The following is a 16,281-nucleotide window of genomic DNA, read 5'->3' as shown; positions in this document are numbered from 1 at the left end:
CGGCCTATGGCGCAATGGCTAGGTGTGTCGGTGCCTGGTGCTATCCATGGTGCGGTACGCCTAGATGGAGGTAGTTCATGGTGCAGAGCACGCCGGTGGAGATCGTCAGCGACCAGCTGGTGCTGGGTCCGGTGACGGTGAATTTTCAGCGGACGCTGCGAATCCCCGAGACGGGGTTGCATCCGCTGCCGCCGGGTCTGGGCCGGTTTCCGTTGCGGCGGGTCTCGGATTATCCCGACACGGCACCAGCCGAGTGGCTGGCTCGTGGCGGCGTCATGCTGCCGATCTACCAGCGCGAGGCCCTATGGCTGTCGTTCCATGCGTCCGAACCCGCTGCTCTGCAGGTGGGCGTGGGCAAAGTGTGCGCGGTCAGCGGTTTGCCCTGGATCGAACACCTCGTTGGTGACCCGCAGAATTACGTTGCGCTGCCCGATCAGCCTTGGCTGGACGGCATCAACGCCGGTGACGGGTTCATCCGCCAGTTCGTCGCCGCGCCGCTGGGTTCGGGGGCCACCGTCGAAGGTCAGGTCACCGGGCAGGAGACCCATGGCGGAGTGCAACTGCGCGCCGTCGGACTGACCGAGCAGGCGCTTGCGGAATGGCATGCGGCGCAGGCATTGCACACAGACATATTCGGTGACGAAGCGTGCTGCGCGGACCTGATGGCCGCCGGCATGCTCCCGGCGCCCTCGGCGAGCATGGGGCTGGGGGCCGGCGGGCGGATGCGGCAGGAGGTGTACACCGATGATCGCCCGCTCGCTGACTACGACGAGAGCGGTGCCCGGCGGGTGTTCGTCCACTTGTGCTCGGCCGCGCAGTGGACTGCGATCACTGGTGAGGTGCCGCCGCCGACGCCGGTCGACCGGGACGCGTACGTAGACGCCGGGCTGCCCTGGTTCGATTATTACGACGCTGACGCGCAGGGCCTCGCGCCGTCCAAGATCTTGTCGAAGGTCGAGAGCATCGGCAAAAAGCTTGGCACCGAAGAGGATCCGTTTGTGCCCGTGGACCCGAAGACGGTGGTCACCATCGGTGGGGTCAGCCCCGACGTGGTCACCGACGGGAAGTGGTAGCTCGTTCGGTCTGATCAGCCGAAAGTTCGCACGCTGCGGGGGTGTGGACCCGTCGCCACGCGAGTACGAGGCCGTCTACTACCGTCGTCACGAGCCTCAGCCGATATCTGGGGCCTCACGCCAGTAGGTTCTCCGGATAGTCCGGGGGTGATTCAGTTCCTGGTCGCAGGAGTTTGCCCGACCAGGAATCCGAAGTGGAAAGCTGGGCAGACCGGCAGACCACCCAGCGCTCATCAGAACAGGCCGTTGCCGTGCGGCAGCTCCGCGGGAATCGGGGCGATGACATCCCAGTGCTCGACGATCTTGCCGTTCTGCACACGGAACAGGTCGTAGTAAGCGACCGGGGTACCGAATTCACCCTCGGACTGCACCAGAACGAAATCGCCTTCGACGATCACCTTGTGAATCTTCTTGTACACCAGGTTCTTTCCCTGCTCGGCCCACTTGGTGACCGCAGCGCCGAACCCGTCCAGGCCGTCGGCAGCCTCCGGGTTGTGCTGGGCGTAGGTCTCGGTGGAGATGTAGTCGGTCAGCACCGAGTAATCGGCACCGACGAGGACCTTCTGCGCGAACTCGGTGACCAGGTTCCGGTTTGCCTCGGTCTTGTTAGTGTCGGTGACCGCAGTGGGGCCATCGGTCTGGCTGCGCCGGGACACGGTGCTGGTGACGACAGGTGTCAGGGCATCCCAGTGTTCGGCGAGCTTGCCGTTCTCATCGACACGGAAGATGTCGAAACCGACCAGCGGATCGGGACCGAAACCGTAATAGGTGCCCTGCAGGGCGACCAGATTTCCGTCGGCGATGACTCGGGCACCCTCGTACCGGAAGTCGGGTCCCAGGCCGGCGACCAGCTGGCGCAGGGCCTCGGGGCCGTCGGCGGCCAGGGCACTGTGCTGGGTGTAGTTCGGAGCGACCCAGCGGTCGACCGCGCTCGGGTCCTTCTTGCCGAACAGTTCGGCAGCGGCGGTCACGACGATGTTCTTGGCGTTGCTCATATCGGATTCCTTTCGGATACAGCGATTGGTGGGGGGTCTGAAACTGTCCTGTCGTCACCGCAAGCGGTGGGGGACAGGCCGAGCGCAGCACTCAGCGCGACAACAGCCGCCAGGGGACTCCGCCCGACACGTGATAGCTCTCCGCGCGCAGCAAATATCTGGATAGCTATCGGACAGGTCCTTTATCAGGGCTGCTGCGATCCTCTGCGCCGGAGTCCACTCCCTGCTGTCACCGGACTGATTTCCGACACCGACACGTTGGCGGGCGGCTACCACAAGTCGAACTTACGAGGTAAAACCCCATGAAACGAGGTACCCTGACGACTAGTGATGGCCAAAAACCGACAGGTTCCGGCTCCGAGGATCCCCCGCATCCCGTTCACCGCACCAGCCGGAGCCCCCACCGGGGTCGAAGTGCTGGCCTTGGACGACCTCCGCCGACGAGCTCCTGGCGAACAACTCGCGATCCCCCAGCGGCCGGAATTCCACCACCTGCTCACCCTTACCGGCGGCGCCCTGCGCCACACGGTCGATTTCGCCACCTACACCCTCGAACCCGGCTCCTGGGTGTGGATACGCCCCGGCCAGGTCCACCAATGGGGCGACCTCATCCGCGCCGAGGGCACCCTGATCCTGTTCCAGCAGGGGTTCCTCACCCCTGCCACCGTCACCACCGCCCGCATCGACGACCCGCACGCCCCAGTCCTGCACCGCACCCTGCCCGCCGATGCCGCCGCCCTACGCCTGGCCGCCGACCACCTCAGCGCCGAATTCCACGCCTTCGGACACCTCCCCCTGGAAATCCACACCGCCGCCCTGCGCCATCTACTGTCGGTCCTGGTGCTACGTCTAGCGCATCTCACCGCACCCGCCGACGCACCATCCTCCGAACCCGAACCCACCTACCTGCGCTTCCGCGATGCCGTCGAGCAGGACTTCACCCGAACCCGCCGCGTCGAGGACTACGCCCACGCCCTCGGCTACTCGGCACGCACCCTGTCTCGTGCCACGCTCGCCGCCGCCGGGGTCGGCGCCAAGGAATTCATCGATCGCCGTGTCGTCCTCGAAGCCAAACGCCTACTCGCGCACAGCGACCAGACCTCTGCCCGCATCGCCGACCGCCTCGGCTTCGCCAGCGCAACCCACTTCAGCAAGTACTTCCACCACCGCACCGGACAGACCCCGATCGCCTTTCGCGACACCATCCGCGGACATGGGGTCCGTCGCTGATTCGGTACCAGATCCAGGACCTTGCGCGGAATTCCTCGGGATAACGCTTCGGCACGGACGTGACGGAGCGCTTTACGAACGGTAGTGTTCGCAATATGACAGCACGCACTCTCCCGAAGTTCTTGTGTGCAGCAACACGCTCCTTCGACGGCGTCGTGACCAAGAGTCGAGCAAACCGACTCCGTGCAACCCGGGGTACATCAAGGTGCGCATCAAACGCGGGGCGGGGCAGTGACCAATCCGCGGCGCGGCTGAGTACGAATGCCTCGGTACCATCTACGAACAGTAGTGTTCACTTATGCGACCAGAGTTCTGTGAACGTTCCAGAGCTTCCGCCGCTGACTGTTGAAGGGGAACCATGGATGACGACCTGCAGGAATTCGCGCTGACTGGGGACATAGCCCAGGATGTGCGGCAGCGGATAGGGCTGCTGCGCCACTTCGACTCCACCGGTCAGCTGCCGTTCTTCCAACAAATCGACGCCGTCGACACACCGTTCGTCGAGGTTCACGGGCGGAAGTGCGTGTTGCTTGGCTCCAATTCCTACATCGGCTTGTCGACGCATCCGGACGTCGTCGCCGCGTCGGTCGAGGCGACGAATGAATTCGGGGCCGGCACCACCGGTAGCCGCCTGCTCAACGGGACCTACAGCCTGCATGTGGCGCTCGAACTGCAGATTGCGGCATGGTTGGGCCACGAGCAGGCGCTGGTCTTCACCACCGGCTATCAGACGAATGTCGGCACCATCCAGGCTCTGCTCAGCGACGATTGCCTCGCGGTGGTGGACTCGTTGGCCCATGCGTCGATCCGCGACGGGGTCCGGCTGAGCCAAGCGGTCGAAGCCAGGTTCGAGCACAACGACGCCGAGGGTTTGGCCGCAGTTCTGCGCAGCCATGCCGGCACTCGGTACCGCCGGGTTCTGGTACTCGTCGACTCGCTCTATTCGATGGAGGGCTCGACCGCTCCGCTGGAACAAATCATCGATATCTGTAAGAACGCCGGCGCACTCCTGATGGTCGACGAGGCGCACGGCATCGGAGTGTTCGGCTCCACCGGTGGCGGTTTGACGCAGCGAAACGGGGTCGCCAAGGATGTCGACATCCTGATGGGTTCTTTGTCGAAGGCGATCGGCGGCCTAGGCGGATTCGTTGCCGCATCAAGGGATTTCATCGACGAGATCCGGCTGAGCGCGAGGTCGTTCGTGTTCAGCACATCGGCGACACCCGGCGCGATGGCGGCGGCGTCCGCCGCAGTCGAGATCATCCGCAGCGACGAGGGCAGTGACCGCCGCAGCCGATTGGAGCGCAACTCGCGGCTCATGCGGGAAGCGCTCGCACCCTTGGACGTCGCCCTGCTCCAGTCGGACGAACACAGCCCCGACTGGTCACCGATCATTCCCATCCGGCTGTTCGACGAGTTGCGAACCGCCTTGAGCTGGAATCAACTTCGGGATGCGGGGGTATTCGTCACACCGGCGATCTATCCGGCGGTCTCGATCGGCAAGCCGATCCTTCGTGTCTGCATGACCTCTGAACTCAGCGAGGACGATGTCCTCAGTTCGGCCGAACTGCTCGCGAAGGAACTGTCCTGGGCCCTGGTGGATGCATGACCGGCGGGTTCCGTCTCGCCATCACGGGCGGAACCGGAGATTTCGGACGGTCCATGCTGAAGTGGGCCATCGGGAACGACGACATCAAAGAGGTCACCGTCCTCGGTCGCCGACCGACCGGGGTGGTGCACCCCAAGCTTCGCGAAGCGTTCCTCGACTTGAGCAACCATGTCGATCTCGACGCCGTCGCTGGTTATGACGCGCTGATCCATCTGGCGTACTGCGTGGAGGAACCCAGAAACAAGCGGCATGCCTATCAGGTCAATGTCGTCGCGACGCGGACACTTCTCGAGGAAGCGAACCGGGTGGGCATGGGCCGGCTGATCCTCACCTCCAGCGCCAACGCGCTCGGCGTGGCGGCATGCGGCACAGGAAAACAGTTGACGGAGAACAGCTATCCGGCCGGCGATCAGAATTCCGACCACTACTACTTCTATCACAAGGCGCTCGTAGAGCACCTGGCCAACTGGTACTGGGCGCATCGCGCCCCGGGGTGTACGGAGTTGGCGGTGGCACGGCCCTGCTACGTCGTCGGCGAGCACTTCGACAATTCGGGCCTGCAGGCGTTCCTGGCCAAAACCGTGATCTACCCCGACCCGGCACACTCCTACTACCAGTTCCTCTGGGACTCAGATCTGGTGCAGGCCTACGCCACCATTCTCACCGATGGCCTGACCGGGATCTACAACATCGCCCCCACCGACCAGACCAGCGTCAAAGAGATCGCCTCGATGACCCAGGCGCGCTTGATCTCCGGACCGCTACGCCTGCTGAAACCGGGCGCCGATCTGGCGTTCCGGCTGCACCTGTCCCGCTTCTCCGGGCACTGGGTGACACCCGGCGACCCACTGCTCGACTCCCGGTTGTTGCGCGAGACGACCGAGTGGAAGCCCTCGGCCAGTTCCGCAGAAGCGCTGCGCCGTTACATCAATCGCACCTGATCGAGGAAGGACTTCAGATGGACCGCACTGGACTCGAGGCACGGCTGTCACACGTGGCGGCCGTCCGCCGTCACCTCCCCGAACTCGCCGACCAGCTCGATAAGCTCGGCCTGATGGTCGCCGAAGATCCGGAGACGAACGTCGTCGCACTCTGGAAAGAGCACGACGGGCCCCGGCTTACCGCTCCGAAAGGCCTCGGCGGAATCGGCGCGACCTGTGTGGAAACCCTTGAGCTGCAACGTGGTGTCGGCTACCTCAGCCCCTCGCTCGCCGCGGCGACCACCATGCATTACCTGTCCGTGGCGGGCCTGGCCGACTTCGCGAACTCCGCCGATGAGGAGACCATCGGCCTGATCAAATCGCTGATCGAGAACCGTACCGTCTTCGCCTCGGGATTCTCGGAGGGCAAGATCGCCGGCAGCGTCTTTCGTCCCACTATGCAGGCCAGCCCCGCCGACGGTGGTTACACCCTGACGGGGCAAAAGAAACCGTGCAGCCTCGCCGACAGCATGGACTGTGTGATGGCCAGCGTGCTGCTCGATGACACCAAACAACGGGCCATCACGGTGATCTTCAACGGCAGCCCCGGTCTGAGTGTCAGCCCGCTGTGGACCAGCACGCCTCTGTCCGCCGCGCAAACCCACGCGGTGGTCTTCGAGGACGTCTTCGTACCGAACGATCTGATGATGGTCAGCGACGTCGAGGATGCCGACGGCCGCAACGAGAAATCCGGGTACGTCCTGTTCGGACTGATCATCACGGCAGGCTATGTCGGCGCCGCCACCCGACTCGCGCTCAAACTCGCCGACCGCGACGACTTCACCCCGGCAGACTTCGTCGAACTGTTCTCGCCGGTCGAAGGAGTGTGGCGCGCGCTGCGGATGATTGCGGCGCGTTATGACAACGGTGATCGCAGCGACGACCTGTTCGCCGACCTGCTGTGGATCCGTCTCGGTCTGCGCGACCAACTGCAGACGGCCGTGGCCCGCATGGTGGCGAAGGTGGGCGGCGTCGCCTTCGCGACCGATCCTGAGATCGCCTACCTGTCCTCGTGTATCTCGGCGTATTCGTTCCACCCGCCGAACCTGCGCGAGTCCGGCACCTTCCTGCTCGATCACGAGCTGGCCGGCGAGATCAACCTGACTCGCTGATCCCCACCTTGGCGTGCAGCTTCGCCAGGGGTGCGGGCGCCCACCAATTCCAGGTCCCGGCGAGCTTCATGACGGCCGGTACCAACACCATTCGGACGAGGGTCGCGTCGACCACGACGGCGATTGCGAGACCGATACCGATCATTCGCATGAACGCGACCTGACCGCTGGACAGCGCCACGAAGACGATCACCATCAGAACCGCGGCCGCCGTGATGACCCGCCCGGCGCCGGCGATCCCGAGTGCCACGGCCTCGTCGTTGTCCTCTTTCCGGCGGGGCGACGCGAGCCAGTGTTCACGGATCCGGGACAGCAGGAACACCTCGTAGTCCATGGACAACCCGAACGCGGTCGCGAACAGGAACACCAGCACGTCGGCGACCAGCGTTCCGGTGGGTGTTGTGCCGAGGCCGCCCAGGTGCCCCTCTTGGAACACCCACACCAGCGCGCCGAGCGTCGCCGACAGGGACAAGGTGGTGAGTACCAACGCTTTCACGGGGAGCAGCAGGCTTCCGGTGAGCAGGAAGATCAACACGAACGTCGTGATCGCGATGAGCAGGAGAACCGTGGGCAGCAGCCGGACGATCTCATCTACCGAGTCCTGGTTGAGCTGGTTGGCGCCGGTGAACAGTGCTTCGGCGCCGTGCGGCACCGGGACGGCGCGCAGCCGGTCGAGCTCGTCCCGCGACAACGCGTCCGACGATGGGTGCTCGATCGCCACGGAAAGCCATACGCTGCCGTCTTTCACCGCGGTCGGCAGCAGCGGCGGGCCGACGGCACGGCCCTGGACGTAGGAGCCTTTCGGGGCAGACACCGCGACGGCACCTGGCACCTCGGACAACGCAGCGGCGTAGGCGGCAATGTCGTTGTCGGTCAGGCTGCGCCCATCGGGGATCACGATCGAGGTGGCCGCGGCGGCATTGTTCGGGAACTCGGCGCGCACGATGTCGCCCACCTGACGTGACTGAGCACTCGCGGGCAGCACCCGATCGTCCGGCAACCCGAAAAGCGCGCTGAGGAACGGGGCCCCGAGAACCAGCAACAGCGCGACCACCGCCAGCGCGCACGGTATCGCGTGACCCATGACGAACTTGGCGGTTCGGTAGAGCAGGCTCTCTCGGACGTCCTGATCCTTGGGCCCGCGGCGGAACATGGTACGGATGTTGAACGATTCGATCCGGTCGCCGAGGAGCTTGATCACCGCCGGGGCGACGATCACGGCGTAGAGGCCGGCGAGCGCCACCACGCCGCAGCCCGCGTAGGCCATCGATCGCAGGAAGTACATCGGGAAGACCGCGAGTGCGCCGACCGCGAGGAACACGGTGCAGGCCGAGAACAGAATGGTGCGGCCGGCTTTTGCCACCGCCCGCCGCAGGGCCTCATCGCGATCACCGACCAGTTGATACTCCTCGCGGTACCGGCTGACGAGCAGCAACGTGTAGTCGATCGCGAGTGCCAAGCCCATGGCGGTGGTGAGGTCGAGTGCGAAGATCGAGACGTCGGCGAAAAGAGTTATCCCGCGCAGCGTTCCGAGGGTCCCGACGATGGCCAAACCGCCGACCACGAGCGGTAGCAGCGCAGCGAACACCCCGCCGAACACCCAGATGAGCACGACCAGGGACAGCGGCAGTGCGATGGCTTCGGCGATGAGCAAGTCCTTCTCGGACTGCTCGTTGATCTCCGCGGAGACCATCGCCGTGCCACCCGCCAGCACGATGAGACCGTCACGCTCGCCGGTGACTCCGTCGGCGACCTCCTTGCCGTGCTTGGGCGCATCGTCCTCGCCGCCGGTGATCTGGACGATCACCACGGCGGTCGCGCGGTCGGCGCTGAGCAGAGCCTGGCCGGCGGGAGAACCGTCCCAGGGGGATTCGATGCCGCCGACGTGCGGGTCGGCTCGCAGGTCAGCGACGAGAGCGCGTCCGGCCGCCGCGGCTGCCGGCTCCAGCACACTGCCTCCACCGGTGGGTCGCACCACGAACGTCAGATCCATGTCGCCCTGGCCGAACGTGTCGGTGAGCACCTTTGTCCCGCGCGCCGATTCGGAGCTCGGGTCCTGGAAACCGGCAGCGCCAAGATGTTCGGTCACGGTCGCGCCGCACACCCCGGCGACGATGGTCAACAGCCCGACAACCAGAAGCACTCGTTTCGGGGCCGCGATGACCACGCGGGCCAGCAATGTGAGCACACCGCGGATGCTACGGGTTCGCGCTGATGGACCGTGGGGAGTTCGGTGCTCGCGCACGCGCTCAGTGTGCCGGCCTCTCGTTGTCACGAGAGTGTCACAACTCATGAGCGACACCCGCGAACACGAACGAACGCCCACGAGCAATATGCGCGGGTAGGACCGCGAATTGCGTACACCCGCGAATACCCCCGGACGGGTCTACACGGACTTAAAATTCGCACAGTGTCGGTTCGAGGCCGACTAGGGATCTTTTCCCGGCGCCGCGGCTGATCCCCGGCGAGAACCTGGTGCCGATGCGGCGAAGGCGCGGCTAGTTTTCAGCGAGCGAACCCAACCACTTCGCGACGAGGTCGCTCACGAAAGTGCGCGCTTCGTCCAGTTGCATCGTGCGTTTGGGGGGTCTGCTGCACGGATAGGTGCCAATTTGACTGCCCTATCTCGCGGGTTCCAGTTCTGGTGGCCAACAGGCAGCCCTTAGGAAAGGCTGATCGACATGCATCGTTGCCACCGCAGCGATCCAGAACCTGTACGGCGGCGATGGGGCAATGGCGCGGGCACGTGATCCGCAGATCATGGCCGATGCTGCGATGGCGCTGATCTCGGATACTCCGGCGCGCCGGATCCAGACGCTGCTCGACGTCGAGATCTTGGCGGAAGCGGGTGTCACAGACCTCAGCCGCTACGGCGCACCCGAGGGTATCGAATACGACATCTTCGTCGATGCACACTGAATATCGGCGGGCGTGAACACTCACGGTCTCATCCGGCGGGAAGCCGTCGAATAAGACCGTGAGTGTTCAACAAATGTCCCCTGGCGTCGAGGAATGGCGTGGGGCAACAACGAACTGCTGCGAAGGGGGCCAGCCCGGGCCGCACTGGATCGCGCGCACGTGCTGTTAAGACGCGGGGAGCTGAGCGCATCCGAGCGTGCGGATCTCGAGACTGAGGCCCATGTCATCGAGGCTGCGGCGAGGTGCTATCAGGATCAGGTTTTCGGTATCGAGGGACTCATTGCAGAGTGCCTGGCGCGGCCCGATTCACTACGGCCATGGGTTGTTTCGGCGGCAGCTGACCTCGCCGTCTATGCAGCCGTGTACCGCTTCGCCTTCGACGATGCTCGCCGGACACAGGATTGGGCGGTGCCGTATCACGAGCGCACCGGCCACTACGGCCTCGTGTGGGGTTACTGCATGACGGGTCTCGCGGACATCGAGGAGCTCGATATCGCCGGCGCGGAAGACAAGGTCCGGACCGCGCTGCGCATCGCGGTGGAATCGGGTGGGGCGCATTCCTTCACCGCACGGTTGGCGAGCGCGTTGCTCGGCGAACTTCGCTACGAGCAGGGTGCACTCGAGGACGCGCAAGGGCTTTTGGAGGAGACGTACGCACTTGGGTCCGAAAGCGTTGATTTCATGGTCGGCCCCTACGTGATCGGTGCCCGAATCTTTGCGCTGCGAGGTGATCTCGACGCAGCCGCGGAACGGCTCGACGAGGGGAACAAGATCGCCGCAGATCTCTCGCTCCCACGATTGCGGGCGCGGGTGGATAACGAGCGAGCGCGACTGCGCCTGCCGAATCAGCACTGGCCGGCGCCGGTCGTGGACTATGACGATCGCCGTGAACCTGCCGACGGCGTGGACGCCATCACGATTCACTTCGATGAGTCCACGGCGATCATGGGATTGCTGCGCGACGGCAGCGAGGAGAGCATCGACCTCGCGCTCGTCTGGGCCACCGATTGGGTCGATGCCTTGCGCGGCACCGGGCGCTACCGAGCGCTGCTGCAGGCCAACCGGCTACTCGCCGTGTGCCTGGACGCGGCGGGTCGAGCCGAAGAAGCGGAGTTCGTGTTGGCGGTGGTGGCGGCCCAGTGCCAGCCACGGGGGATGATCCGCTTCGTGCTGGATGGGGGACCGCATGCTCCGGAGCTGATCGAGCGACTGTGTCGACGCCGCCTCGATGGACCGTGGGATGAAAGCTGGCCCGAGCTGCCTCGCGCCTTCGCAACCGAACTGCGCGCGGCATCGGGTCGGTAGGCGGCAAGGCCGATTTGACTCGTCCGGCAGTCGTCGCAGCTTTGGGTGCTGCGAGCGCGACGTATTGTGCCTAGCCGGTTCCCGTGTTGTGTTACCACAGAAGCGTTTGGTAGTCATGTCCGTCTCGTCGGCGATCTCGCGCGGGTGTCCAAGCGACTCGTATTCGGGGACATCGATAACGAAGTGGGTCTCGGGCGCGTCGAGTTCCTGACCTAACGGCCGACGACTCGAGCTGAAGCGCAATGCGCGGATCGGCTTGTTGCCGATATTGACGACGACGGTGGCGCAGAATCAACATATGGCTGGCAATCGTGTCGCGCTGGTTCTCGGCAGCGGGGGTGCCCGGGGATACGCCCACATCGGGGTGATCACCGAACTGCGTGAACGCGGCTACGAGATCGTGGGGATTGCCGGATCATCGATGGGGGCGCTCGTCGGTGGCTTGCAGGCCGCTGGAAAGCTCGACGAATTCGCCGGGTGGGCTATGTCGTTGACGCAGCGTGCAGTGCTGCGTCTGCTTGATCCGTCGATCACCTCCGCAGGGGTGCTGCGGGCAGCGAAAATTCTCGATGGCGTCCGCGACATCGTGGGCGATGTCGCGATCGAGGACCTGCCGATCCCCTATACGGCGGTGACCACAGATCTGATCGCGGGCAAATCGGTGTGGCTGCAACGCGGCCCGGTCGACGCGGCGATCCGGGCATCCATCGCGATTCCAGGATTCATCACCCCGCATGTCCTTGACGGTCGCCTGCTCGCCGACGGCGGCATCCTCGATCCACTGCCGATGGCGCCGATCGCGGCCGTCAACGCTGACCTCACAATCGCGGTCAGTCTCAGCGGAGACGAAGTAGGCGGCCGCTACGAGCCCACCGAAGCCGAACCCAGAGCGACCACCGAATGGTTGACGAGGATGTGGCGCAGCACGTCCTCCCTGCTCGACACGAATGCGGCGCGGTCACTCCTCGACACGCCGACAGGGCGGGCCATATTGAGCCGGTTCGGCACAGCACAGGAAGTCACCGACGAGGCCGGGGCGGAAGCCGAGTCCGACAGCGACGACGAACTCATTGACGCCGCTAAAGAAGAGTCGGTGCCCAAAATGGGCAGCTTCGAGGTGATGAACCGCACCATCGACATCGCCCAGGCCGCGCTGGCCCGCCACACTCTGGCGGCCTACCCGCCCGATCTGCTGATCGAGGTGCCCCGAACCGCCTGCCGCAGCCTGGAATTCCATCGCGCCGCCGAGGTCATCGACATCGGCCACGAGTTGGCCGCGCAGGCCATCAAGGCCCTGGAAGCCTGATCGGTCTGACCAGCAACCAGAGCACGCTTCGATGTCACAGAGAGTGTCCGCGGCGCCGATCGAGCCTCGGACGCCGACACGACGGCCGGGTCAACGCGGAAGGTCGCTGGTTCGATCCCAGCCGGGACCACACACACTAAACCCTCAGGTCAAAGCATATTTTGAAGGTGCCATTCTCCGTTTCGGATAGGCTCAATTCAGCCACCATCTGCCGGTCGATCTCGACCAGTTCATGGGTGCGGTCCGTCAGATCGACGAGTTCTTCGTGCAGGTGGTTCAGCTCCCGCAGTCCTGAGCGCCGCGCGAGTTCGATGGGGGCCGGCGGGGCGGCGCGCAGCGACGAACTGGGTGATGCCGCGCAGCTGCTGATCAATTTCGACGAGTCCGGCCTCGGCGAAATGCCCGGGAATGGCGTCTCGATCGAAGATGCGCACGCCGCATACTTTCGCCCCGAGCCTCAAGGCTTGCCGAGCAATCCGGGTCTCGCGCCCATAGCTGGTTGATATCGCGATCCATCCGCCGGGCGCGAGGACGCGGATCATTTCTCGCAGCGCCGCGATCGGCTCCGGAATGAGATACAGCGCCGCGAAACAGCACACCGCGTCAAAGGTGCCATCGTCGAACGGCAGCTCATGAGCGTCCGCCCGTATGTACACCGCGCGCCGGTCGGCGTTGGTCCGTGCGGCCTGGGCGAGCATCGCCACCGAGTTGTCGATCCCGATCGCCACACTCTCGCCCGACAGTCGTCGCGCGAAGTGGCTGGTGAAGTTTCCAGGGCCGCATGCGACATCGAGGACGCGGGTGGCCGCGGCGATCCGCAGTGCGGCGCCCGCGCGTTCCTGCTCTGCCGTTTCGGACAGGCCGTGCAGGCTCAGGGCAGCTACTTCGACCGGCCGCCACAACCGCTCGTAGCACGCGGCCACCGTCTTGCTCTGCATCGCACGCTGAGCGAGGGTGGGGCGCGCCGCCGGCGCAGGCGGCAACAAATCGATGAACCCGGCGTCCGTGCAGTCCGTCGAATATGTTGCGCACTCGCGAATCAACCCGCGCGCGATCGATGCCGACCAAACACCGTCGGGCTCAGCGGGCGAGCAGAATTGCCGCTCGGTCATGGTGTGATCACGATGACCGGGCAGATTCGGTTCGGCACTTTTCCAGAGTTTTCGGAACAATGATGGTTTCTATCCGGCCAAATCCGGCGCCGTACCCAGGCCGCGTTGTAAGGAAAACCCTTGGGCCGATGGTATTTTGAGCGCCGAGACCTTCGCGGTGCGGCGCAGTGCGACATGGTGTCGGCCATCGGTGGATAGCTCCGACAGCCGACACCGGGCGGTCAGATTCTCTCGATGATGGTGCCGGTGGCGAGCGCGCCGCCCGCGCACATGGAGATCAGCGCCGTCGAGGCGTCGCGGCGCTCGAGCTCGTGCAGGGCGGTGGTGATCAGGCGTGAACCGGTGCTACCGACGGGATGGCCGAGCGCGAGCGCACCGCCGGCCATTGACGTTGACCTTGGCCATGTCCGGACCGTGCACCTGCGCCCAGGACAGCACGACGGAGGCGAAGGCCTCGTTGACCTCGAACAGGTCCAAGTCGCCGATCTTCATGCCGGCCTTCTCGAGCACCTTGGCGGTGGCCTGCACCGGGCCGTCGAGATGGAACTCGGGCTCAGCGCCGACGAGCACCTGGGAGACGATCCGTGCGCGGGGCGCGAGGCCGAGTGCCTTGGCGCGATCGGAGTCCATCAGCAGCACCGCGGCGGCGCCGTCGGAGATTTGCGACGCGGTGCCCGCGGTGTGGATGCCGCCCTCGATGACCGGCTTTAGCTTGGCGATGCCCACCCAGCGCGGTGTCGCGCAGACCCTGATCGCGGGTGACATCCTGCGTCTCGCCGGTCGGGGTGCCCTCGCCGACGAGCACGGGAGCAGTTACTCCCAGCACCTCGCGGTCGAACCGGCACTCGGCCCAGGCCTGCTTGGCGAGGGCCTGCGAGCGGACGCCGAGCGCCTCGATGTCGTCGCGGGTGATGCGGCGGCGCTTCGCAATCCGCTCGGCTGCGTCGAACTGGTTGGGAATGTCGATGTCCCACGACGCCGGACGGCGCGAGCCGGCCTCGGTACCGACGTTCGCGCCGAGCGGGACCTGGCTCATTTGCTCGACGCCGCAGGCGATTCCGATGTCGATAGCGCCGGTGGCGATGAGTCCGGCGATGATGTGGTTGGCCTGTTGTGCGGAGCCGCACTGGCAGTCGATCGTGGTGGCGCCGGTCTGCCACGGCAGGCCCGCCGCCAGCCAGGCGGTGCGGGTGACGTTGTTGGACTGCGCGCCTGCCTGGGTGACGCAGCCGCCGATGACCTGCTCGACGAGGAGGGGATCGATGCCCGCGCGCTCGAGCAGGCCGACCTGAACCGCACCAAGGGTCTCCGCCGCGTGCAGGCCGGATAGCCAACCCCCGCGCTTGCCGATCGGCGTGCGGACTGCATCGACGATGACTGGTGTACCCACGGTGAACTACCTCTCGAAGAAAGAACCCAAAACTGGAACCCGTTCCTTCATAGCAGGCGACTCGCTAAATTGCTAAGATTCGCAAGTAGCGTTCGGATTGTGGAATGATCCCGGCAAGGCAGATGTCGGAGGTCCACGGCCCCAACGGAGAACGACAGGAGGCGGCATGGTGGCGAACTCGCGCCAACCGCTCTATCAGATGAAAGCGGACTTCTTCAAGACGCTTGGCCACCCGGCCCGCATCCGGGTCTTGGAGTTGTTGAGTGAGCGTGATCACGCCGTCTCCGAGATGCTGCCCGAGGTCGGGATCGAGCCGGCGAACCTGTCGCAGCAGCTGTCGATCCTGCGGAGGGCCGGGCTGGTCACCGCCAGACGGGAAGGCCTATCGGTCTCCTATGCACTGACCTCACCGAAAGTCGCGGACCTGTTGGCGATCGCCCGGGGGATTCTTACCGGCGTCGTCGCGGGCCAGGCTGAGCTGCTCGAAGACCTGCCGGAGTCCGCCGCGCTGGTCGGCGACTCCGCCGGCTGACAGAAGTGCGCGGTTGATGGAGTCGTGCAATCCTTTGGCTTCGTTAGTTGCTAATGTTAGCAATTAACTATACTGCGAGATTATCGGTACCGAGGAAGCTGCATATGTCTGAACCGGGAGGCCCGAGCGGACCCGCGAACACGACCGGCCCTGCAGGTCGCCGCGTGGTCGGCACTTTTGCGTCGGTTGCCGAACTCTTGCCCCGGTGGATCGAGTGGAAACCCGCGCTCCGCGCACCCGGCGCCGACCTACTCGCGGGCCTGATCGTCGCGCTGGTGGCATTGCCGCTGGCCTTGGGTTTCGGTGTCAGCACCGGCCTCGGCGCCGCCGCGGGCCTGACCACCGCGGTCATTGCCGGTGCCGTGGCGGCGGTGTTCGGCGGTTCCCGCTTCCAGGTGTCCGGTCCGACCGGGGCGATGACGGTGGTTCTGGTGCCGATTGTCGCCCAATACGGCCCGACGGGGGTGCTGGCGGTCGGACTGATCGCCGGGGTGCTGTTGGTGGGTCTGGCGTTCGCGGGCGTCGGCCGGGCGGTGCGGTACATGCCCGCCCCGGTGATCGAGGGTTTCACCGCGGGTATCGCCGTTGTCATTGCCCTGCAGCAGATCCCGGCCGCCCTGGGGATCTCCGGCGCCGAGGGCGAAAAGGTGTGGCAGTCCGCGTTCGATGCCGTGCGTAAATTCGTGGCGGATCCGTCGATACTGGCACCGTCGATCCC

General features: G+C 65.2%; 12 protein-coding genes and 3 pseudogenes. 11 read left to right on the top strand and 4 right to left on the bottom strand.

What is annotated here, in order from left to right; all coding sequences use genetic code 11:
• Positions 1-77 precede the first annotated feature (77 nt).
• Positions 78-1,073 (top strand): hypothetical protein, encoded by a 996-nt coding sequence (locus OG921_RS03775; RefSeq protein WP_266111069.1) that lies wholly within the window; start codon positions 78-80, stop codon positions 1,071-1,073.
• 233 nt (positions 1,074-1,306) lie between these two features.
• Here OG921_RS03775 and OG921_RS03770 read toward each other — a convergent pair whose 3' ends face one another.
• Positions 1,307-2,068 (bottom strand): nuclear transport factor 2 family protein, encoded by a 762-nt coding sequence (locus OG921_RS03770; protein WP_266111068.1) that lies wholly within the window; start codon positions 2,066-2,068, stop codon positions 1,307-1,309.
• A gap of 330 nt (positions 2,069-2,398) precedes the next feature.
• Here OG921_RS03770 and OG921_RS03765 point away from each other — a divergent pair, with 330 nt between their 5' ends.
• The 4 genes from OG921_RS03765 (at position 2,399) to OG921_RS03750 (ending at position 6,999) form a co-directional block, all read left to right on the top strand.
• A complete protein-coding gene (locus OG921_RS03765; RefSeq protein WP_266111067.1) occupies positions 2,399-3,298 on the top strand; it encodes an AraC family transcriptional regulator in 900 nt (299 codons plus the stop codon).
• Between the two features lie 358 nt (positions 3,299-3,656).
• Positions 3,657-4,907: a pyridoxal phosphate-dependent aminotransferase family protein gene (locus OG921_RS03760; RefSeq protein ID WP_266111066.1), complete on the top strand. Its 1,251-nt coding sequence runs from the start codon at positions 3,657-3,659 to the stop codon at positions 4,905-4,907.
• Positions 4,904-5,848: an NAD-dependent epimerase/dehydratase family protein gene (locus OG921_RS03755; RefSeq protein ID WP_266111065.1), complete on the top strand. Its 945-nt coding sequence runs from the start codon at positions 4,904-4,906 to the stop codon at positions 5,846-5,848. Before OG921_RS03760 ends, OG921_RS03755 begins: the two co-directional genes overlap by 4 nt.
• Before the next feature lie 17 nt (positions 5,849-5,865).
• Positions 5,866-6,999, top strand: a complete 1,134-nt coding sequence (locus OG921_RS03750; protein ID WP_266111064.1) for an acyl-CoA dehydrogenase family protein — start codon at positions 5,866-5,868, stop codon at positions 6,997-6,999.
• On the opposite strand, the gene OG921_RS03745 is transcribed toward OG921_RS03750, so the two are convergent.
• On the bottom strand, positions 6,983-9,187 hold the full coding sequence (locus OG921_RS03745; protein ID WP_266111063.1) for an MMPL family transporter: 2,205 nt from the start codon (positions 9,185-9,187) through the stop codon (positions 6,983-6,985). The two genes, OG921_RS03750 and OG921_RS03745, sit on opposite strands and share 17 nt — an antisense overlap.
• Positions 9,188-9,732: 545 nt before the next feature.
• On the opposite strand from OG921_RS03745, the gene OG921_RS03740 reads away from it, so the two are divergent.
• The 4 genes and pseudogenes from OG921_RS03740 to OG921_RS03725 form a co-directional block, all read left to right on the top strand.
• A complete protein-coding gene (locus tag OG921_RS03740) occupies positions 9,733-9,918 on the top strand; it encodes a hypothetical protein (RefSeq protein ID WP_266111062.1) in 186 nt (61 codons plus the stop codon).
• Positions 9,919-10,011: 93 nt separating this feature from the next.
• A complete protein-coding gene (locus OG921_RS03735; RefSeq protein ID WP_266111061.1) occupies positions 10,012-11,223 on the top strand; it encodes a hypothetical protein in 1,212 nt (403 codons plus the stop codon).
• 298 nt (positions 11,224-11,521) lie between these two features.
• Positions 11,522-12,529, top strand: coding sequence for a patatin-like phospholipase family protein (locus tag OG921_RS03730; protein WP_266111060.1), 1,008 nt, complete (start codon positions 11,522-11,524; stop codon positions 12,527-12,529).
• Positions 12,530-12,740: 211 nt separating this feature from the next.
• A pseudogene (locus OG921_RS03725) lies at positions 12,741-12,824 on the top strand (response regulator); the annotation flags it as partial.
• 97 nt (positions 12,825-12,921) lie between these two features.
• Here OG921_RS03725 and OG921_RS03720 read toward each other — a convergent pair.
• Positions 12,922-13,467 (bottom strand): annotated as a pseudogene (locus tag OG921_RS03720) (class I SAM-dependent methyltransferase); the annotation flags it as partial.
• 395 nt (positions 13,468-13,862) lie between these two features.
• Positions 13,863-15,031 (bottom strand): annotated as a pseudogene (locus tag OG921_RS03715) (steroid 3-ketoacyl-CoA thiolase).
• Between the two features lie 166 nt (positions 15,032-15,197).
• On the opposite strand from OG921_RS03715, the gene OG921_RS03710 reads away from it, so the two are divergent.
• Together OG921_RS03710 and OG921_RS03705 are read left to right on the top strand one after the other, a co-directional pair.
• Positions 15,198-15,563, top strand: a complete 366-nt coding sequence (locus tag OG921_RS03710) for a helix-turn-helix transcriptional regulator (RefSeq protein WP_266111059.1) — start codon at positions 15,198-15,200, stop codon at positions 15,561-15,563.
• A 104-nt stretch (positions 15,564-15,667) separates the two neighbouring features.
• A partial coding sequence (locus OG921_RS03705; protein WP_266111058.1) for a SulP family inorganic anion transporter occupies positions 15,668-16,281 on the top strand: 614 nt, incomplete at its 3' end.

The organism is Aldersonia sp. NBC_00410, assembly GCF_026342035.1.
Lineage (GTDB): Bacteria > Actinomycetota > Actinomycetes > Mycobacteriales > Mycobacteriaceae > Aldersonia.
Note: the sequence above shows the minus strand (reverse complement) of the source record. Positions and strands in the feature narration are given on the sequence as shown.